Source organism: Biformimicrobium ophioploci (genome assembly GCF_030270605.1).
Taxonomy (GTDB): Bacteria; Pseudomonadota; Gammaproteobacteria; order Pseudomonadales; family Cellvibrionaceae; genus Biformimicrobium; species Biformimicrobium ophioploci.
Window position 1 is genome coordinate 1 of record NZ_BSYJ01000002.1, and the last position, 19,380, is coordinate 19,380.

Annotated in this window: 16 protein-coding genes and 1 tRNA gene; 13 read left to right on the top strand and 4 right to left on the bottom strand. The window is 58.4% G+C overall.

The genetic code is table 11. The features are described 5' to 3' along the window. Window positions 1–295: 295 nt before the first annotated feature. Window positions 296–979: a hypothetical protein gene (locus tag QSJ80_RS03505; RefSeq protein ID WP_285762898.1), complete on the top strand. Its 684-nt coding sequence runs from the start codon at window positions 296–298 to the stop codon at window positions 977–979. A 191-nt stretch (window positions 980–1,170) separates the two neighbouring features. Continuing rightward, entirely contained in the window at window positions 1,171–2,004 is an 834-nt protein-coding gene (locus QSJ80_RS03510; protein ID WP_285762899.1) for an outer membrane protein, read from the top strand. Window positions 2,005–2,067: 63 nt separating this feature from the next. Here QSJ80_RS03510 and QSJ80_RS03515 read toward each other — a convergent pair whose 3' ends face one another. From QSJ80_RS03515 to QSJ80_RS03525, 3 genes are all read right to left on the bottom strand, one after another. Continuing rightward, the gene (locus tag QSJ80_RS03515; RefSeq protein WP_285762900.1) at window positions 2,068–2,595 is read right to left on the bottom strand and encodes a dihydrofolate reductase family protein; all 528 of its coding nucleotides are present in this window, start codon (window positions 2,593–2,595) and stop codon (window positions 2,068–2,070) included. 94 nt (window positions 2,596–2,689) lie between these two features. Further along, window positions 2,690–3,424, bottom strand: a complete 735-nt coding sequence (locus QSJ80_RS03520; RefSeq protein ID WP_285762901.1) for a TSCPD domain-containing protein — start codon at window positions 3,422–3,424, stop codon at window positions 2,690–2,692. Window positions 3,425–3,454: 30 nt separating this feature from the next. Next, on the bottom strand, window positions 3,455–5,626 hold the full coding sequence (locus QSJ80_RS03525) for an adenosylcobalamin-dependent ribonucleoside-diphosphate reductase (RefSeq protein WP_285762902.1): 2,172 nt from the start codon (window positions 5,624–5,626) through the stop codon (window positions 3,455–3,457). Between the two features lie 447 nt (window positions 5,627–6,073). Here QSJ80_RS03525 and QSJ80_RS03530 point away from each other — a divergent pair, with 447 nt between their 5' ends. The 3 genes from QSJ80_RS03530 to QSJ80_RS03540 are packed head-to-tail and all read left to right on the top strand — an operon-like array spanning window position 6,074 to window position 11,716. Continuing rightward, window positions 6,074–7,636 (top strand): Re/Si-specific NAD(P)(+) transhydrogenase subunit alpha, encoded by a 1,563-nt coding sequence (locus QSJ80_RS03530; RefSeq protein WP_285762903.1) that lies wholly within the window; start codon window positions 6,074–6,076, stop codon window positions 7,634–7,636. Window positions 7,637–7,652: 16 nt separating this feature from the next. After that, a complete protein-coding gene (gene pntB, locus QSJ80_RS03535; RefSeq protein WP_285763642.1) occupies window positions 7,653–9,053 on the top strand; it encodes a Re/Si-specific NAD(P)(+) transhydrogenase subunit beta in 1,401 nt (466 codons plus the stop codon). 50 nt (window positions 9,054–9,103) lie between these two features. Next, window positions 9,104–11,716, top strand: coding sequence for an immune inhibitor A domain-containing protein (locus tag QSJ80_RS03540; protein WP_285762904.1), 2,613 nt, complete (start codon window positions 9,104–9,106; stop codon window positions 11,714–11,716). Between the two features lie 58 nt (window positions 11,717–11,774). Here QSJ80_RS03540 and yhbY read toward each other — a convergent pair whose 3' ends face one another. Then, entirely contained in the window at window positions 11,775–12,077 is a 303-nt protein-coding gene (gene yhbY, locus QSJ80_RS03545) for a ribosome assembly RNA-binding protein YhbY (RefSeq protein ID WP_285762906.1), read from the bottom strand. A gap of 39 nt (window positions 12,078–12,116) precedes the next feature. Here yhbY and rlmE point away from each other — a divergent pair, with 39 nt between their 5' ends. The 8 genes from rlmE to QSJ80_RS03585 all read left to right on the top strand — a co-directional run bounded on the left by rlmE (window position 12,117) and on the right by QSJ80_RS03585 (window position 19,339). Continuing rightward, complete coding sequence (gene rlmE / locus QSJ80_RS03550) at window positions 12,117–12,740, top strand: 23S rRNA (uridine(2552)-2'-O)-methyltransferase RlmE (RefSeq protein ID WP_285762907.1); 624 nt, start codon at window positions 12,117–12,119, stop codon at window positions 12,738–12,740. 146 nt (window positions 12,741–12,886) lie between these two features. After that, window positions 12,887–14,818, top strand: a complete 1,932-nt coding sequence (ftsH, locus tag QSJ80_RS03555; RefSeq protein WP_285763643.1) for an ATP-dependent zinc metalloprotease FtsH — start codon at window positions 12,887–12,889, stop codon at window positions 14,816–14,818. 74 nt (window positions 14,819–14,892) lie between these two features. Then, window positions 14,893–15,750 (top strand): dihydropteroate synthase, encoded by an 858-nt coding sequence (gene folP / locus QSJ80_RS03560; protein WP_285762908.1) that lies wholly within the window; start codon window positions 14,893–14,895, stop codon window positions 15,748–15,750. 55 nt (window positions 15,751–15,805) lie between these two features. Further along, the gene (gene glmM, locus QSJ80_RS03565; protein ID WP_285762909.1) at window positions 15,806–17,143 is read left to right on the top strand and encodes a phosphoglucosamine mutase; all 1,338 of its coding nucleotides are present in this window, start codon (window positions 15,806–15,808) and stop codon (window positions 17,141–17,143) included. A gap of 165 nt (window positions 17,144–17,308) precedes the next feature. Then, a complete protein-coding gene (tpiA, locus tag QSJ80_RS03570) occupies window positions 17,309–18,028 on the top strand; it encodes a triose-phosphate isomerase (protein ID WP_285762910.1) in 720 nt (239 codons plus the stop codon). A 26-nt stretch (window positions 18,029–18,054) separates the two neighbouring features. Then, window positions 18,055–18,444 (top strand): preprotein translocase subunit SecG, encoded by a 390-nt coding sequence (gene secG / locus QSJ80_RS03575; RefSeq protein ID WP_285762911.1) that lies wholly within the window; start codon window positions 18,055–18,057, stop codon window positions 18,442–18,444. Window positions 18,445–18,460: 16 nt separating this feature from the next. Next, window positions 18,461–18,546, top strand: a tRNA-Leu gene (locus QSJ80_RS03580). Between the two features lie 283 nt (window positions 18,547–18,829). Further along, a complete protein-coding gene (locus tag QSJ80_RS03585) occupies window positions 18,830–19,339 on the top strand; it encodes a hypothetical protein (protein ID WP_285762912.1) in 510 nt (169 codons plus the stop codon). The last annotated feature ends 41 nt before the right edge of the window (window positions 19,340–19,380 follow it).

The window sequence follows — 19,380 nt, forward strand, 5'->3', positions numbered from 1 at the left end:
TTTATATTCCAAAAGCCCAGTCGCTAACGCGGCTGGGCTTTTTTCATATAAACCTTCCGATGACGGCTGCTACGCAGCCAGGGTCATGGTGGCTCGCTTCGCTCGGGGCTGCGCCCCGCCGTCGTAAGCTCCGGCGCCCAAACCAGCTACGCTGGTTAGTCAGGTTCCTCAGCTGGCGGATGCCGCGTAGCGGCAGCTCAGAGTAGGTCATCAGTAGTTCAGCCCCCTTACGAACCTTTCTCCGCAGCTCGGGTCTACCCTCAGTACGCAACTGAACAATGGAATGTGCGCAGGGATGGAGCGAGTCGGAATTGCACAGAGATTCTTCTGGCCGATCAGCGCTGCTCTCGTGCTGCACCTGGCGGTCTTTTACCTGATGAAAGACCTGCAGTTAGGTGATTACCCATCGATGCCTGGCCCTGACAGTGCCCGCCTGAATGTCACTTTGCGTTTCGCGTCAGTGACAGAACCGAACCTCGATCCGAAATCACCTACTAATGCTGATCCGGAAATTGACTCCAAACTTGCCCCTGACATCAGCCCGGTACTTTCTTCTGCCTGGAGGGAGCCAGAAGTACAGAGCCCGGCGCCCGAAGCTGCTGCTAGTCGCCAGATCCATACGGCGATACCCGCGCCCGGAGCTGCGCTAGCGCCAAAGCCCTCGATTTCTAAAGAAGATGCGAGTGACGCGGGCGCTTCCGATGCCAAAATCAACGGCACTGTATTTGATCCTCGCCTGAGGGAACGGATCCAGCGTGCACAATCCACACGAAGTTTGCCTGCAGACAGTGGGGATATCGAAGAGATGACTGCGCAGGGCACGTTTATCCGGAGGGGAGATTACTGTGCCGAGCGGCGAGCACTGGTCACCAATGATATCGACTTTGTTGTCTATCAGGACTTCAAGGTGAAGTGCAGCAAGCGCAAGGCCGACAAAGACAGGGTCGACAGGCTCGCGGAGCGCTTCGGTATTCCCTGAGGTACTGCGCTGTAGCGGGGGGACACCACTGCGTGCACCGGCTAATTTACAACGCGATTTGCGAAACGCGGTGATTCCTCAAAATTGATGCCATTTCAGCGCTTTTTTGCCTTTGTAGGATGCGCTTTAAATACCTGTTTCGATTGCTCACCTATTATTTAGACGTATGTTCTAGGGATAGGTGTATACCAATGATGAAACGGACAGTTTTTTTGGGCCTTGCATTGGGTGCGTTCGCATCGTCGCAGGTATTGGCCGATAGTAGCCTCTATGTAAGTGGTTCTGCTGCTTACAACGATATGGATGACACTGGCAGTGTTGGCTGGCTGACGGATGAGTTCGTCACCGGCCCGGGCACTGAAGTGCCGGCCGGCGTGGTCCTGGGGCCCGGTACGAATTTGCGCTGGGATACCGATGTCGATAGTGGCTGGGGTGTAAATCTTGCGTTGGGCTGGCGCGCGAACTCGGCCAGGTTTGAGCTGGAGTACGCCTACACAGAGAACGATGTGGACTCGCATAGTGGTGTCACTATAGCGGGAATCGCAATCGATTCTGAGGATGCCGCCATCCTGATCAGCGACGCCGAGGAGAATCTGGGCGTGACGGTCGGGGATCTGGTCGCCGATGGTGGTGGCGAATTCACGACAGATTACTTCTTCGTCAACGCCTATTACGACTTTGACGGCTGGGACGACCAGTGGGCACCCTATGTCGGTGTAGGTCTGGGTTGGGCGTGGCTGGATGCAGACTATAGCCCATCGAGCATCGATATCCTCGATGACGACGACGATGGTTATGCGTGGCAGGCAATGCTCGGTCTCAACTATTTCTGTAGCGACCAGCTGAGTATTTTCGGTGGAGTGCGCTGGCGGGAATCTGATGAGATGGTGATTCGCACTGGCAGTGACAGCCTGGTACCAGCGCTGTTCGAGGTCGATAACGAGAACTGGCAGTTTGAGGTCGGCGTGCGCTGGCACTTCCACATGGGGCCGAAAATGGCGCCTTACACGCCGAACTACAAGTAGCGACTTTGCTGCAACGTTGAATGGAAAACCGGGCCTTGCGGCCCGGTTTTTTGTTTGGATCCGCTAGCCGGGCTTTATCTCATAGTGTGTGAGTGCGGCGCCTGCGTCGATTACTGTGGCGCTTTTCAGCTCGAAGGGTATTGTTCTGTCTAGTGGCGCGAAGAGCGGTATACCGGAGCCGAGCAATACCGGCATCTGGCACAGGCTGAGATCCGTAAGCAGGTTTCTTTCCAGTAAGGCAGAAGCGAGGACTCCGCCACCGACCACCCATAAATAGCCAATGCCAGAGCGCCTCGCGGCACTCACTGCCTCCTCGGGAGTGTGCTCCAGTTGCAGTGCGCAGCCCGCATGCCCGGTAACCTCCCCGCTCGCGCAGACCCAGGTTGGCCTGTCTCCATAAGGCCATTGGCCGAATTCGCGAATCTGGTCGTAGGTCTTGCGGCCCATGATGACGCCATCTACAGAGGCGAAAAATTCGTGGAAGCCGGTTTCCGAGAGCGGAATCGCCAACTCGTCCAGCCAGCCCACCCCACCCTCGGCGTCCGCGATAAAGCCATCGACACTGGCGGCAACATAGTAGTGAACTTTCATAGCCCAAGTGTAGGCCGCCCACTACCAAAAAATGACGGGCAATAAAAAAGGCGACTCATGGGAGTCGCCTTCGTAAAGCCCAGCGTTCAGATGCTTAACCGCATTTGCTGTCGCCGCAGTTCAGGCAGGTCAGGCAGCCATCCATCTGGATCAGCGCAGTGGTATTGCACTTCTTGCACAGTTGCGCGCCCGGCGGGAATTCTGCATGTGAGCTGGCGGAAGCCTTCTTCTCCTGCTGCGATTCAAACTCCTTGCGCTTCTGGTCCAGGATTTCCTTCTGGTGGGCTTCCATCTCCGGGTCTACCAGCAGGCCAATCATGCGCATGTGCGACTCGATGGCTTCGCCGATTTCAGCGACCAGGGACGGCATGAAACGGCCGCCGGACTTGAAGTAGCCGCCCTGCGGATCGAATACTGCTTTCAGCTCTTCCACCAGGAAGGTAATGTCACCGCCCTTGCGGAATACCGCGGAAATAACCCGGGTCAGGGCCACGATCCACTGGAACTGGTCCATGTTCTTGGAGTTGATGAAGATCTCAAACGGACGGCGCACTTCGTGCTCGGTACCCTCGTTGAGGATGATGTCATTGATGGTGACATAGAGCGCGTGCTCGGACAGCGGTGTCTTGATCTTGTAGGTAGAACCGAGCAGCATCTCAGGACGTTCTACGCTTTCGTGCATATGGATGACCTCAGCCATCGCCGCGGGTGCCTCGGTACCCTCTGCAGGCTGTGTGGCTACAGGCTGTGCGGCCGCTTCCGACGGCTTGTCTGCCTCTTCGTCGCGAACCTTGAAGCCCACGATTTTCTTTTCAATCTTAGTTGCCATTATTCCTTTCCCCAAAATTCTGTATAGCGCTTACAGCTTGCCGTAGTAGCCTTCTTTCAGTGCGTCGAAGAGGTTTGCAGCGGTGTGGATCTCGCCGTCGTATTCCACCTCTTCATTGCCTTTCAGGCGCACAGTGGTGCCGTCGTCCAGAGTGAACTCGTAAGTGGTCTTTTCCAGGTCACTGTCCTTGACCAGCACACCCTGGAAGGCCTCCGGATTGAAGCGGAAGGTGGTGCAGCCCTTCAGTTTCTTCTCGTAGGCGTACAGGTAGATATCCTTGAATTCCTCGTAGGGGAAATCTGTTGGCACGTTTGCAGTCTTGGAGATCGAGGAGTCGATCCAGGTCTGCGCCGCCGCCTGGATATCAACGTGCTCCTTGGGCGTGATGTCATCTGCAGTGATGAAGTACTCCGGCAGTGCTGCGTCCGGGTCTTCGCTGTATGGCATGGCCTTGTTGCTTACCAGTGCACGGTAGGCAAGCAGCTCATAGGAAAAGACGTCGACCTTCTCCTTACTCTTCTTGCCGGCACGGATCACGTTGCGGCTGTAGTGGTGCGCAAAGCTCGGCTCGATACCGTTACTGGCGTTGTTGGCCAGGGACAGGGAAATAGTACCTGTCGGCGCGATGGAGCTGTGGTGGGTAAAGCGGCAGCCTTTCTCGGCCAACTTTTCCGCCAGCGCCTTGTCCTCTTTCGCCACACGCTGCATGTAGCGGCTGTACTTAGCAAACAGCACCTTGCCCGGCAGCTTGTCGCCGGCCTTGATGCCGTCCTTCGCCATCTCCGGGCGTACACGCAACATGTCCGCGGTCACCGTGAACTCCTCGTCCATGATCGGTGCTGGGCCCTTCTCTTCGGCCAATTCCAGGCCGGTGCGCCAGCCGGTCATTGCCAGCTCGCGGCTGACCTGCTCGGTGAACGCGAGGGAGTTCTCTGAACCGTACTTCATCTGCAGCATGGTCAGGGTGGAGCCCAGACCCAGGAAGCCCATGCCATGGCGGCGCTTGCGGAATATCTCGTTGCGTTGCTCTTCCAGCGGCAGGCCGTTGATCTCCACCACATTGTCCAGCATGCGGGTGAAGATGCCGACGGTCTCGCGGAAGCTGTCCCAGTCAAAGGTCGCCTCTTCGGTGAACGGGTCACGCACGAACTTGGTCAGGTTGACGGAGCCCAGCAGGCAGGCGCCGTAGGGCGGCAGGGGCTGCTCGCCACACGGGTTGGTCGCGCGAATATCCTCGCAGAACCAGTTGTTGTTTTCCTGGTTGACCTGGTCGATCAGGATGAAGCCCGGCTCGGCAAAGTCGTAGGTGGAGGCCATGATGGCATTCCACAGTTTCTGTGCCTTGATGGTCTTGTAGATACGGCACGCAGCTTCACCTTTCTTGTTGGTGTAGTAGCGGCTGCTGTCTGGCAGGTAGCGCCAGACCACCTGCTTGGCGTCTTTCAGGTCAACTTCGTCGCTCTCGACTTCCTTTTCGGTCATCGGGAAAGACAGGGTCCAGTCGGCGCCCGCCTGCACGGCCTGCATGAAGTCATCGGTGATCAGCAGGGACAGGTTGAACTGGCGCAGACGGCCGTCCTCACGCTTGGCGCGGATGAATTCCATCACGTCCGGGTGGTGCACATCGAACGTGGCCATCTGCGCACCGCGGCGACCGCCAGCCGAGGAGACGGTGAAGCACATCTTGTCGTAGATATCCATGAACGACAGCGGGCCGCTGGTGCGGGCACCGGCGCCGCTTACGTAGGCACCGCGCGGGCGCAGGGTGGAGAACTCGTAGCCGATACCACAGCCGGCTTTCAGGGTCAGGCCAGCTTCATGAACCTTCTCCAGGATGCCGTCCATGGAATCATCGACGGAACCAGATACTGTGCAGTTAATGGTCGATGTGGCGGGTTTATAATCGCCTGCGCCGGCGTTGGAAATAATGCGGCCGGCAGGGATGGCGCCATTGCGCAGCGCCTTGACGAATTCTTTCTCCCAGTGTGCGCGCTTTTCAGGCGCTTCCACTTCGGCCAGCGCTTCTGCGACGCGCTGGTAGGTGGCGTCCATGTCCGCGTCCACCGCTTTGCCGTTGCGGTCCTGCAAACGGTATTTCTTATCCCAGATGTCGAGGGATGCGTCTTGGAAAGCCACGTCAATGCGGGCTTTTGGCTTACTTTCCGTGGTTTTGGAAGCTGCGGCGGTCTTGCTTGATGACATGAGAGCGTAGTGTTCCTTGAAGCTTTTCTTGTATTTATACCACAAGATATTGTGGTGCCGATCGACATAGTATCCGAAAGGGCCGCGGATATTAAAGTTTGAAATTTGTATCCGCAAGCGGACCCAGGCGCCACTGGAAAAATATTAATGACTGTCAGGTTGTTCAGTTTGAGGTTGTTCTTTTTTTAATCTTTTGGGTAAATTTTGAGCGCCGCAGCATGGGTGTTTACGCGACAAAAAGTGATTGAAATCCGGACGGCATTAATGCGTGAAATTGGATGCAGAAAAAAACGCCACTCTGTGCAGATTTTGGCGCCAGCATGCTTTGAATCTGGCGTGGATTGCTGCCATGATCCGGAAAGCCGGACCACAAGGTTCTCAAGGATGTAACGGGGGCTGCTTATTTCGTGACCGGCTTGCTTATATACAACAGGGGAGGTTATAGCGGTGATTATTGCAATACCCGCAGAGACAGCGGCAGGTGAAGCGCGTGTAGCGGCTACGCCGGCGAGTGTCGACAAACTGAAGTCACTGGGCTTCGAAGTCCGGATTCAGGCTGGAGCAGGGGAGGCCGCGAGCTTCCGCGACAGCGACTACGAACAGGCAGGAGCGCAGATCGCAGCAGATGCGGCGGGCTGCTTCACCGGCGCCGATATCGTACTCAAGGTTCAGGCGCCTTCCACCGAAGAGATCGAGCTGATTCCACCGCGCGCGACCCTGATTTCCTTTATGAAGCCGGGCCAGAGTGAAGCGCTGCTCAAGACGCTGGCGGAGAAGAATATCAACGCCCTGGCCATGGAGTCCGTACCGCGGATCTCCCGCGCGCAAAAAATGGACGCCCTCAGCTCCATGGCGAATATTGCCGGCTACCGCGCGGTCATCGAGGCAGCGCACTCCTTTGGTCGTTTTTTCACCGGCCAGATCACGGCTGCGGGCAAGGTGCCGCCGGCCAAGGTGCTGGTGATTGGCGCTGGTGTCGCAGGCCTCGCTGCAATCGGTACCGCCAAGGGCATGGGTGCCATCGTGCGCGCATTTGATACCCGCGCCGAGGTTAAAGAGCAGGTAGAGTCCATGGGGGCCGAGTTCCTCACGGTGGAGATCGAGGAAGAGGGCTCCGGCACCGGCGGCTACGCCAAGGAAATGTCGCAGGCCTTTATCGATGCTGAAATGGCGCTGTTCCGCGAGCAGGCCGAGGAAGTGGACATCGTGATCACCACGGCGCTGATTCCGGGCCGCCCCGCGCCCAAGCTGTGGCTTGCGGACATGGTAGAGACCATGAAGGAAGGTTCTGTAGTGGTGGACCTGGCCGCGGAAAACGGGGGCAACTGCGACTTCACCGAAAAGGATGAAAAAGTCGTGCGAGAGGGTGTCACCATTATCGGTTACACCAACCTTCCCAGCCGTGCAGCCACCCAGGCCTCGACGCTGTACGCCACCAACCTTTATCACTTGATGAGTGAACTGAGTCCTGAAAAGGATGGCCAGGTCAACATTGATTTCGAGGATGAGGTCATCCGCGGTGCGACCGTGGTACTCGCCGGCGACGAGCAGGGTGAGATTACCTGGCCACCACCGGCGCCCAAGCTGAGTGCGCAGCCCGCCAAGCCTGCAGCCGGAGAAGAGACTCAGGTCGCCGCGGTAGAAAAGAAAGAGAAGAAGCCGACCAGCGCATTTGCCCTGATTACCTACTGGGCAGTGGCAGGCGCAGCGTTGCTGGGCCTTGGTAAGGTAGCGCCGGCAGATTTCATCGCGCACTTCACTGTGTTCGTGCTGGCCGTCTTTGTTGGCTGGCAGGTGATCTGGAATGTGACCCACGCGCTGCACACCCCGTTGATGAGTGTGACCAATGCCATTTCCGGTATTGTGGTTGTGGGTGCCCTTCTGCAGCTGGGTGGTGACAGCAGCACGCTGGTGACGGTGCTGGCATTTATCGCGGTACTGGTGGCGACCATCAATATCGCCGGCGGGTTCCTGGTAACTCACCGCATGCTGAAAATGTTCCGTCGATAGGCCAGGGAGAAATATGATGAACGGTGTAATTTCTATGGCCTACCTGTTGGCGGCCATCTTTTTCATCCTGAGCCTGAGCGGGCTCAGTAGCCACGAAACGGCGCGCAGGGGCAATGCCTACGGCATAACGGGTATGGCCATTGCAATTGTGGCCACGATCCTCAGCGTCAAAGCGGAAGCCTACGGGCTGATTGCCATTGCGATGGGCGTGGGTGCGGCGATTGGCTTCGTGTTCGCCAAGCGGGTTGAAATGACCGCGATGCCGCAGCTGGTTGCGCTGCTGCACAGCTTTGTTGGTCTTGCGGCCGTGCTGATCGGCTGGGGCGGCTACCTGTCTCCCGCGGAGCAGCTGGAGGGCGCGGCGCATACGATCCACAATACCGAGATCTACCTCGGGATCTTCATCGGTGCCATTACCCTGACCGGTTCACTGGTCGCATTCGGCAAACTGCAGGGTTCGATTTCCGGGCGGCCGCTGATGCTGCCATTCCGGCATGGCCTCAACCTGATTGCGATACTGCTGACAATATTCCTGGGCGTATTGTTCGTGCCGGGTGACATCAGTGCGTCCAGCACGTTTTACCTGTTGATCATGACCGGTATTGCACTGCTGGTGGGTATCCACCTGGTTGCGGCCATCGGCGGCGCGGATATGCCGGTGGTGGTGTCGATGCTCAACAGCTACTCGGGTTGGGCCGCGGCCGCGACCGGCTTCATGTTGAGCAACGACCTGTTGATTGTCACGGGCGCGCTGGTGGGTTCTTCCGGTGCCATCCTCAGTTACATCATGTGTAAGGGCATGAACCGCTCTTTCATCAGCGTGATCCTCGGTGGCTTCGGCACCGATAGCGGCGCAGTGGCCGATGACGACGGCGAGGGCGGGGAAGCTGTAGCGACTTCGTTCGAGGAGCTGGCTGACGATCTCGACATGGCGAAAAACATCATCATCGTGCCGGGCTTCGGTATGGCGGTTGCGCACGCGCAGCAAGCCGTCAGCGAACTCACGGAAACCCTGCGTAAACAGGGCAAGACCGTGCGCTTCGGTATTCACCCGGTGGCGGGTCGCCTGCCCGGGCATATGAATGTACTGCTGGCGGAAGCCGATGTGCCATATGATATCGTGATGGAAATGGACGAAATCAATGATGATTTCCCGGAGACGGACCTGGTGCTTGTTATCGGCGCGAATGATACGGTGAACCCGGATGCGGTGGAGAAACCGAACTCGCCGATTGCCGGTATGCCGGTTCTGGAAGTCTGGCGGGCGAAGAAAGTCGTTGTGCTGAAACGTTCCATGGCGTCCGGCTATGCCGGGGTTGCCAATCCGCTGTTCATCAAGGAGAACGCGCGGATGCTGTTCGGCGACGCCAAGGACAGCCTGCAGCATGTAATAGGAAAGCTTCTGCAGCTTGCATAAAATGGAAGCGCGCCTCTAGAGGCGCGTTTTTTTGTTTGGGAAAAATAAAAATGAATAGAGCAATCGCCGCGGTCTGCGCAGGGCTGCTGATACCCGCTTTTACCAGTGTGGCAATTGCCGAGCCGCTGGAACTGAAGACGAGCCCGAAAGACCCGGGCGTGATCAATCGCGAGCGTATTCTCTACTGGTTGGAGAAGCGCGGAGACCTTCCGGTGCATGCGACGCGGGAGCAGCGCGACCAGGCATTCCAGCGCTACGCGAGTCGGGCCAGTACATCCAACCTGCTGATGCAGCCGGCGTTGCCAACTAATAGGGCCGTGAAAAGCGGTGCGCAACGGATATTAAAAAACAATGCTGTCGGGGAGGAGGGCAAGACCGTCAAGGTGTTGTCCGTATTGATCGACTTTCCCGACTTGCCCCATGACGATAACGGCCTGACCCAGCTGGATACAGATATGTATTACGGCAGTTACCCGGTGAACCACTACCAGCAGATGCAGTTCAGTGGCTCCGGTTACTCCGGCCCAAACGGGCAAATATTACAGTCTGCACACCAGTATTTTGAAAGGGAGTCCGGCGGCAGTTTCAGTTTCGAGGGGCAGACCTATGGCTGGGTGACGGCAGATCAAAACGCCTGGTACTACGGCCGCAATATTGGTGAGGATGAGAATGACAGTGATGTGCCAGCGCTGGTGGTCGAGGCTGTGCGCAAGGCGGTGGCAGCGAACAATATCGACCTGGCCGACTACGACCTGGAAGATCCCTACGACCTGGACGGCGACGGCAATATCGAGGAGCCGGACGGCTTTATCGACCACATCAATATTTTCCATTCCAGCATCGGGGAGGAAGCCGGCGGCGGCACCCTGGGCGGTGACGCCATCTGGTCGCATCGCTTTTTTGTCAACTGGCAGAGCGACCCGGATCTCGCTGGTGCCTCGGTGGATGACAGCGGGGTAAAGGTTTTCGGTTACACCATTCAGCCAATCGATGCGGCGATCGGGGTGGTGGTGCACGAGTTCGGTCACGACCTGGGCCTGGACGATGAATACGATACCGACTTCTCCACTATCGGTGCGCCTGTCGGTTACTGGTCGTTGATGGCGAGCGGCGGCTGGGCCGGTAGCCTGGCTGGCTCCGAGCCTGCCGGTTTCAGTGCGCTGGCCCGCGAGTTCCTGCAGAACGTCTATGGCGGCAACTGGGTCAACCAGGTCACGCTGTACCTGGATGATGTGAAGAATGTTGGTCGTGCCTACCAGCTGGTAGAGGCATCAAACCATGATGTAGGCACGGTTAATCAGCTGCGTATTGATTTGCCGGCACAGCAATATTCTCCCTGGGAAGGTGAGTATCAGTATTACTCTGGCGCCGGCGATTTGATGAACAATAGCCTGGTATTCACGCCGGGTATTTCAGTTGCTCCAGACGAGCCAGTGTTGCAATTACGTATGTGGGCACACTGGGATATAGAAGAGGACTGGGATTATGTCCAAATAAAGGTGGCGGGTGTAGCGCTGTATGGGAAGTACACCAGAGATTTCAATCCATTACGAGATGAGCATTGGGAAGACTACGGGAATGTATATGAGTACATAAGCGGTAGATCAGCTGATATACCGGAGTCGACCGGGCCTGAGGGGTGGGTGTTGTTGGAATTTGGAATGTGGCCTGAAAACGATCATTCTATACCAGATGTAACGATTGAATACGTTACTGACGCTTACGTTGGCGGCTACGGTTTCGTTGTAGATAAGATCGAAATTGTTCAGGGCGACAATGTACTTTGGTCGGATGATGCCGAAACCGCCGGCACCGCCACGCTCGACGGCTTCACTCGCACTGGCGCGATAGAGGGCGAAGCCCAGAATTACTGGGTCCAGATGCGTAGCCATAACGGTGTCGACTCCGGCCTTGAGGACGAGGGTTACGAGCACGGTATGCTGCTCTGGTTCGGCAACGAAAACTACAGCGATAACAATGTCGATGCGCACCCGGGTTTCGGCTTTGTGGGCGTGGTGGATGCTGACCAGATCATGATCGGCACTGAGCCGTCAGAGGCGCAGGTCAAGGATGCACCGTTCAGTCTTTATTCCCACTCAACCAGCTGGGGCGATAGCAGCACCAACGGCAATAGCCTGTTCCGCGATGAGGACGACTACTCGAGCCCGACGCAGCCACAGTCCGGTCTGGTCCTGCCGGAACACGGTCTGGAGATCGAGGTCCTGAGCCAGGCCGGTGACAGCAGCAGTGGCACCGTAGAAGTTCGGGTGCAGGGGGCGGCGCCCGCAGTGCAGGCATCGATATCCACCAGCGTGAGCGATCTCACGGTGGATTTTGATGCGCAGCCCAGCGGCGGCGACGGCAGCTACACCTACTCCTGGGACTTTGGCGACAATGGCAGCAGCAGTGACAAGTCACCACAGCACACCTATGCCAGTGCGGGTACCTATACCGTCCAGCTGCAGGTCAGCGATGGTTCCGGCGGTGTGGCGCAGGTACAGCAGTCCGTGACCGTAACCGCAGCGAGCAGTAACAGCGGCACATCATCCGGTAGCTCTGGCTCTGGCTCTGGCTCTGGCGGCGGTGGGGGTGGTCCTATCGGGTATCTGCTGTTGATGCTGCTGGCGCTGGCGGGGTATCGCCGGCGGGCATGGCACGGATAGGGAAAAGTTGTTCTGGGAAGGTAATCGCCCCGCAGTCTGCGGGGCGTACTGCCGCGGCTTAGCGCAGCAGGTTGGACAGTTTGGTGTTGGGTTCCTGGGCCTTGCGGAAGATCAGCGCAATCTTGCCAATGATCTGAACCAGCTCGGCTCCGGTCTGGGCGCACATTTCCTCGATCACTTGCTGGCGTACATCCCGCTCGGTCAGCGCGATTTTCACCTTGATCAGTTCGTGGTCGTCCAGCGCACGGTTGAGCTCTTCCAGCACGCCTTCGGTCAGGCCGTTGCCGGCGACAGTCACCACTGGCTTGAGGTTATGGCCGATTCCGCGTAAAGCCTTTTTGCGGTCAGCGGTTAAGGGCATACAATACTCCGGTATAAATGAATGCTGTAATTGTATCCTATGGGCCGATCTAAAAGCAGCCATCGCTGGCTGCGCGAACATTTCAACGACCAGTATGTAAAGCAGTCACAGAAAGAGGGCTATCGCTCGCGCGCCTCTTACAAGCTGGTTGAACTCAACGACAAGGACAAGCTGATCCGCCCCGGTATGACCGTGGTGGACCTGGGCGCGGCGCCCGGGGGCTGGTCCCAGGTCGCGGCAGAACTGGTGGGCCACAAGGGCCGGGTCATCGCCTCGGACATCCTGGAGATGGACCCGCTGGCGGGCGTGGAGTTCGTACAGGGTGACTTTACCGAGGAGGCGGTGCTTACGCGCCTGTTGGAGTTGCTCGGTGACGACCTCGCAGACCTTGTAATCTCCGATATGGCCCCCAATATGAGTGGTATAAGGGATGTAGACCAGCCGGCCTCGATGTATTTGGTCGAGCTGGCAGTAGACATGGCACGCCAGGTGCTGCGCCCGGGCGGTAATTTCGTCGCCAAGGTCTTCCAGGGGGAGGGGTTTGACGAGCTGTTCCGGGATCTCCGCACTACCTTTAATTCGGTCGTGACGCGCAAGCCCGGTGCATCCAGGCCGCGCTCTCGTGAAGTCTATGTGGTAGCCAAGGGCTTTAAGGGTCGATAGGCCGCGCTTCCGACGGTTTTGGCGACACTGCACCGAGGAAATTGACCTCTGCGTCGGCAGTCGGTCACAATCCGGTCCAACCTATAATCTAATTTACGGAAAGTGCGCGTGTGCGCACTACAGAGAGGGCTGTGCCTTTGAACGATATGGCAAAAAACCTGGTGCTCTGGCTGATCATCGCCGCGGTGCTGTTAATGGTGTTCCAGAACTTTAAGGCGCCGACCCGGGACCAGTCCCTCAGCTACTCGACATTTATTGAGGATGTGCAGTCAGGTCAGGTGAAAACCGTACAGATCGATGGTCTCACGATCCTCGGCGAGCGCATGGACGGCACCCGTTTCAAGACTATCCAGCCGCAGATCCTGGATGACGGCCTGTACAAGGACCTGCTGAACGGCGGTGTCGAGTTCATCGGCAAGGAGCCCGAGAGCCCGAGTATCTGGCAGCAGCTGCTGGTGGCCAGCTTCCCGATCCTGCTGATCATCGCCGTATTCATGTTCTTTATGCGTCAGATGCAGGGGGGCGCCGGTGGGCGCTCAGGCCCTATGGCCTTCGGCAAGAGCAAGGCGCGCCTGCTGGGTGAAGATCAGATCAAAACCACCTTTGCAGACGTCGCCGGTGTGGATGAGGCCAAGGAAGACGTACAGGAGCTGGTGGAGTTCCTGCGCGACCCTTCCAAGTTCCAGCGACTGGGCGGCAAGATTCCCCGTGGTGTGCTGATGGCAGGCCCGCCGGGTACCGGTAAGACCCTGCTGGCGAAAGCGATCGCCGGTGAGGCCAAGGTGCCGTTCTTCTCGATTTCCGGTTCCGACTTTGTCGAAATGTTCGTGGGTGTAGGCGCGTCCCGTGTGCGCGACATGTTCGACCAGGCCAAGAAACAGGCGCCGTGCATTATCTTTATCGATGAAATCGACGCGGTCGGTCGCCACCGTGGTGGCGGCGTTGGGGGTGGCCACGACGAGCGTGAGCAGACCCTGAACCAGCTTCTGGTGGAAATGGACGGCTTCGAGGGCAACGAGGGTGTGATCGTCATTGCCGCGACCAACCGCCCGGACGTGCTCGATCGCGCGCTGTTGCGCCCGGGCCGTTTCGACCGCCAGGTGTTTGTGGGCCTGCCGGATATCCGTGGCCGCGAGCAGATTCTCAAGGTGCATATGCGCAAGGTGCCGCTGGATGACAAGGTTTCCGCGCAGACTATTGCGCGCGGTACCCCGGGCTTCTCCGGTGCAGACCTGGCCAACCTGGTGAATGAGGCGGCGTTGATCTCCGCGCGGGCCAACCGCCGTGTGGTCACCATGGAGGAGTTCGAGAAAGCCCGCGACAAGATCATGATGGGCGCCGAGCGCAAATCCATGGTCATGAGCGAGAAGGAAAAGGAAAACACGGCATACCACGAGGCCGGCCATGCCATCATCGGCCGCCTGATGCCGGAGCACGACCCGGTACACAAGGTGACCATCATTCCGCGCGGCCGCGCACTGGGTGTCACCCAGTTCCTGCCGGAAGAGGACAAGTACAGCCTGTCCAAGCGTGCCATCGAATCGCAGCTGTGCTCCCTGTTCGGTGGCCGGATTGCCGAGGAAATGACGCTGGGCTTTGATGGCGTGACCACCGGTGCGCAGAACGATATCGAGCGCGCTACAGACCTGGCCCGTAACATGGTGACCAAATGGGGCCTGTCCGAGAAGCTGGGCCCATTGCACTACGGTGAGGACGAGAGTGGTCAGCCGGGTGCAGGTAACCCGATTTCCGGCAAGACCTCCAACGAAATCGACGAGGAAGTGCGCCGCATCATCGATGGCTGCTATGAGCGCGCCAAGGGCCTGCTGGAAGAAAACCGGGATATCCTCGAGGCGATGAAAGACGCCCTGATGGAGTATGAAACCATCGACGCGGAGCAGGTCGATGACCTGATGGCGCGACGTAAGGTACGCCCGCCACGCGACTGGCATGACGGTGGTTCCTTCGGTGGCGGTTCCGGCAAGACCGGTGATGAGGAGCCTCAGGCCGGGGAAAACAAGCCGGGCGGTGACGACCTGTCATCCAACTCGGTAGGCGGTCCGGCAAACGGACACTGATTGATTGCCTGAATAACCGGGGCTTGGGCCCCGGTTTTTTTATGGGCTTCTTAAAGGCAAGCGGAAGCACGGGAATGCAGTTACAGTGCGGCGCGCGCGCGCTGGATTTATCACAGCCGGTCATTATGGGGGTGCTGAACGCAACCCCGGATTCCTTTTCAGATGGTGGCAGCTATTACAGCGCTGGAAGGCTGGACCTGGAGCTGGCGCTGAGCCGGGCCGAACAGATGGTGGCCGAGGGCGCCGCCATAATCGATATCGGCGGTGAGTCGACCCGGCCGGGTGCAAAGCCGGTTTCTGAACAGGAAGAGCTCGACCGGGTGATTCCGCTGGTGCAGGCGATTGCGACGGGCACCAGTGCCATCGTTTCTGTGGATACCAGCACGCCGGCGGTGATTGCAGAGGCAGCCAAAGCCGGCGCGGGCCTGGTCAACGATGTACGCGCCCTGCAACGTGAGGGAGCGCTCACTGCGGCAGCGGCAACCGGCCTGCCGGTGTGCCTGATGCATATGCAGGGCGAACCGGGCAGCATGCAGGCCGCCCCGCATTACGCGAATGTAGTGGCGGAAGTAGGGGATTTCCTGGCGCAGCGCAAGGCTGCTGCAATAAATGCGGGCATTGCGGCGGAGAATATTCTGCTGGACCCGGGTTTCGGGTTCGGCAAAACCGATGCGCACAACCTGTCGTTGTTGCGCGGCCTCGCGGAGATTGCGCCGGGCGGCGAGCCAATCCTGGCCGGCCTGTCGCGCAAGTCGATGATCGGCCGCTTGCTGGGCCGCGATGTGGACCAGCGCCTTGCCGGTAGCCTGGCGCTGGCGATGCTGGCGGCGGAGCGCGGCGCAAGGATTTTACGGGTGCACGATGTCGCGGAAACGCGGGACGTGCTGAGCCTGCTGGCCATGGTGCAAGCCGGGCCGGGTCCGGTGCCCTGAATAAAGGGCGCGAGACGATACGAGAGAGAATAAGCAGAGATTTACGGGGTTTTTCGTGGCAAAGAAATATTTTGGAACTGATGGCATCCGCGGCACTGTAGGCAATGGTGCAATCACGCCGGACTTCATGTTGCGGCTCGGCTATGCGGTGGGCAAGGTGATGGCGCGCCACAATGAAGGTGGCCGGGTGCTGATCGGTAAGGATACCCGTGTCTCCGGCTATATGTTCGAGGCAGCCCTGGAGGCCGGTCTCAGCTACGCCGGCGTGGACGTGGCGCTGCTCGGCCCCATGCCGACGCCGGGCGTCGCCTATCTGACCCGCGCCTTCCGTGCCCAGGCCGGTATCGTCATTAGTGCGTCGCATAATCCCTACCAGGATAACGGTATCAAGTTTTTTAACAGCTCCGGTCGCAAGCTCGGCGACGAGCTGGAGCTCGAGATCGAGGCCGCGCTGGATGAGCCCATGGAGATGGGCGATCGCCTCGGCAAGGCGGTACGCATCGACGATGCTGCCGGCCGCTATATCGAATTCTGCAAGGGCACCGTGCCCTGGGGCACCAAATTGCGCGGCCGCAAGATCGTGCTGGACTGCGCCAATGGTGCCACCTACCACATTGCTCCTAGCGTGTTTCGCGAGCTGGGTGCAGAGGTGGTGACCATCGGCACCCAGCCGGATGGTCATAACATCAATGAAAAGGTGGGCTCCACCAGCCCCGCAGCTTTGCAAAAAGCGGTGCAGGAGCAGCAGGCGGACCTGGGCATTGCGTTTGACGGAGACGGTGACCGCGTCATGTTCGTGGACCGCAACGGCGAGCTGGTGGACGGTGACCAGTTGCTGTTTATCATCGCCCTGCACCGGCACCAGTTCGGTGATGGCTGCAATGGCGTGGCGGGCACCCTGATGAGCAATTATGGCTTCGAGCTTGCTCTCAAGGAGCGCGAAATCCCGTTTGGGCGCGCCAAGGTGGGCGATCGCTACGTGCTGGAAATGATGCGTGAAAACCACTGGCACCTGGGTGGCGAGTCATCCGGTCATATTGTGTGTGGCGATGTCACCACCACCGGCGACGGCATCGTCTCCGCGCTACAGGTGTTGCGCGCGCTGGGTGATTTTGGCCAGGACTTGCACCAGGTCAAGGCGCTTATGACCATGTATCCACAGCACATGATCAATGTGCGCTTGCAGAAGCGCGATGGCGTGATCGAGCACCCCAAGGTGGCGGAGGCCGTTGCTGCGGCAGAGAACCAATTGGGCGGCCGCGGCAGGGTGCTTTTGCGGCCATCCGGTACCGAGCCATTGATCCGGGTGATGGTCGAGGGTGACCGGGCCGACGAGGTGCGGCAGCTAGCCGCCGACATCGCCGGCGTGGTGGAGTCCGTGGGTGCGGCCTAGGTCGCGCCGGAAAATTTGTTTAAAAGCAATGGATTAGCGGTTGTATGTTGGCACCAATGTCGCTACCATTTGCGCCCGCTTTAAAGAGGCTGGGCATTGCCACGGCGGCGCAGGCCACCGGGTAGAAGATGTAACGCCCACCACTGAAAAAGGATAAGAGCTGCGATGCGGCAGAAACTGGTTGTAGCCAACTGGAAGATGCACGGTTCAAGTGCGTTTATTCGTGGTTTCTTTGCGGAGTTTGCCCCTGCGGGCAACGTGGTGATCTGTCCGCCATATCCCTACCTCGCCACCGTTGCTGCGGCCTGCGCGGAGAAGGGGCTTGAAGCAGGCGCACAGAACCTCAATGCCGAGCCGCAGGGCGCCTTTACCGGCGAGGTCAGTGCCGCCATGTTGGGTGACCTGGGTGTTCGTTACGTTATCGTGGGGCATTCCGAGCGTCGCAGCCTGTATGGCGAGAGCAATACGGTGGTGGCTGAAAAGTACCACGCAGCCCGCGCAGCCGGCTTGGTGCCGATCCTCTGCGTTGGCGAGACTCTCGAGCAGCGCGAATCCGGCAACACCCTGCAGGTGATTGCGGAGCAGCTGGCAGCGGTCAGTGGAGAGGCGGAGTCCCCCTGGGACAATGCGGTAATTGCCTACGAGCCGGTTTGGGCGATAGGCACCGGCAAGACTGCAACGCCGGAGCAGGCGCAGGAAGTGCACGCCTTCATCAGGCAGGCGCTCGGCGCGGAAGGGCAGTCAATACAGGTTCTTTACGGTGGCAGTGTCAAAGGTGACAATGCGGCCGAACTGTTTGCCCAGGCAGACATCGATGGTGCTTTGGTGGGGGGAGCCTCTCTGAAGCCGGAAGAATTCGCGAAAATTTGCAGCGCTGCTGTTTAAGCGCTCAAGAACGGGTTTCCGATCTAATGGAAAAAATTATTCTTGTGTTTCATGTGCTGACAGCGATCAGCATTATCGGCCTGATCCTGCTGCAGCAGGGCAAGGGTGCTGAAGCGGGCGCATCATTTGGTGCCGGCGCTTCCCAGACCGTTTTCGGTAGCCAGGGCGGCGGTAACTTCTTTTCCCGCTTGACTGCAATTCTGGCGACTGTATTCTTCGTCACCAGCTTCGCGTTGGCCATCGTTGCGAAGAACAATGCAGGCGGCAGCGATGACCTCGGTATTCCGGAAATTCCGGCAGCCGAACAGACCCAGCCGGAAGTGCCGGCGTTTGAGGGTGAAGGCGATGTGCCGGTAGTGGAAGACGCTATCGAAGCAGAAGTGCCGGAGGCAGACGAGGCCGAACAGCCGCAGTAAAGCGGAACCAAAATTTGCTCAGGTGGTGGAATTGGTAGACACGCTATCTTGAGGGGGTAGTGCACTTTGTGCGTGCGGGTTCAAGTCCCGCCCTGAGCACCACATTAAAGTCCGGGTTGATCAAAGCAATCCGGCAACATCCTGAAAGCCCCGCACTGCGGGGTTTTTTTGTATCTCTTGCCTGCCCAATAGGGGTGCGGCGCATTTACGTCTTTTCAGAAACGAGAAGTAATCGACTCCCGCACGTCGCCGAGTTATGACTTGCCTCACATCTCGCGTAGGGCTCGTTTGCGTACAATTCATCTTCCTGTTTCCAGTATTGGGCACGGTTGCTTTTCCGTGTCTGCGGTTGCTTTAGCCCAGAGTGCTCCCAGAGGTAGAAAAGATGAAACGAGCTTTGCGCTTTATATCCCTGATGTTGATCGCATCGTGCGCTTTCGGGCAGGCTGTCAGTCGTGAAGAAATTTATGGTCTGGACGAGCAGATCCAGAGCGCGAAGCAGGACGTTATCGAGCTGACGTCGGAGCTTGCTTTGCTGGAGGAAAAACTGCTCTTCCCGTCCAGTACCCAGGCCGCGTTTTTTGTCTCTGTGCCATCCGGCAGCGAGTTCGACCTTCAGGCTGTGGAGCTGAGTCTCGACGGCAAGGTTGTTTCTCATCATCTTTACACCTTCCGTGAGCTGGAATCCCTGCGTAAAGGCGGAGTCCAGAAAATCCATTTAGCCAACCTTGAACCCGGTCATCACCCGCTTCACGTGCGCCTTATCGGCGAGTCCGCTGCGGGCAAAGAGCTGCGGGTTAATGCCGGGTTTACAGTCGAAAAGCAAACAGGCCCGGCATTTGTCGAGATTGAGCTCGCCGGAGACCAGTCCGCGATCAATTTCAAGGTCAGGTAACCATGGTGGCATGGCGAGCCTGCACGAAATCCGTGCTGCGC

What these genes read in the sequence shown, in the direction of transcription:
- secG (WP_285762911.1), top strand. Translation starts at nt 18,055, where the DNA reads ATGGAAAAAATTATTCTTGTGTTTCATGTGCTGACAGCGATCAGCATT.
- QSJ80_RS03525 (WP_285762902.1), bottom strand. Translation starts at nt 5,626, where the DNA reads ATGTCATCAAGCAAGACCGCCGCAGCTTCCAAAACCACGGAAAGTAAG.
- ftsH (WP_285763643.1), top strand. Translation starts at nt 12,887, where the DNA reads ATGGCAAAAAACCTGGTGCTCTGGCTGATCATCGCCGCGGTGCTGTTA.
- QSJ80_RS03505 (WP_285762898.1), top strand. Translation starts at nt 296, where the DNA reads ATGGAGCGAGTCGGAATTGCACAGAGATTCTTCTGGCCGATCAGCGCT.
- yhbY (WP_285762906.1), bottom strand. Translation starts at nt 12,077, where the DNA reads ATGCCCTTAACCGCTGACCGCAAAAAGGCTTTACGCGGAATCGGCCAT.
- tpiA (WP_285762910.1), top strand. Translation starts at nt 17,309, where the DNA reads ATGCGGCAGAAACTGGTTGTAGCCAACTGGAAGATGCACGGTTCAAGT.
- QSJ80_RS03520 (WP_285762901.1), bottom strand. Translation starts at nt 3,424, where the DNA reads ATGGCAACTAAGATTGAAAAGAAAATCGTGGGCTTCAAGGTTCGCGAC.
- QSJ80_RS03540 (WP_285762904.1), top strand. Translation starts at nt 9,104, where the DNA reads ATGAATAGAGCAATCGCCGCGGTCTGCGCAGGGCTGCTGATACCCGCT.
- QSJ80_RS03510 (WP_285762899.1), top strand. Translation starts at nt 1,171, where the DNA reads ATGATGAAACGGACAGTTTTTTTGGGCCTTGCATTGGGTGCGTTCGCA.
- folP (WP_285762908.1), top strand. Translation starts at nt 14,893, where the DNA reads ATGCAGTTACAGTGCGGCGCGCGCGCGCTGGATTTATCACAGCCGGTC.
- QSJ80_RS03515 (WP_285762900.1), bottom strand. Translation starts at nt 2,595, where the DNA reads ATGAAAGTTCACTACTATGTTGCCGCCAGTGTCGATGGCTTTATCGCG.
- QSJ80_RS03585 (WP_285762912.1), top strand. Translation starts at nt 18,830, where the DNA reads ATGAAACGAGCTTTGCGCTTTATATCCCTGATGTTGATCGCATCGTGC.
- rlmE (WP_285762907.1), top strand. Translation starts at nt 12,117, where the DNA reads ATGGGCCGATCTAAAAGCAGCCATCGCTGGCTGCGCGAACATTTCAAC.
- pntB (WP_285763642.1), top strand. Translation starts at nt 7,653, where the DNA reads ATGAACGGTGTAATTTCTATGGCCTACCTGTTGGCGGCCATCTTTTTC.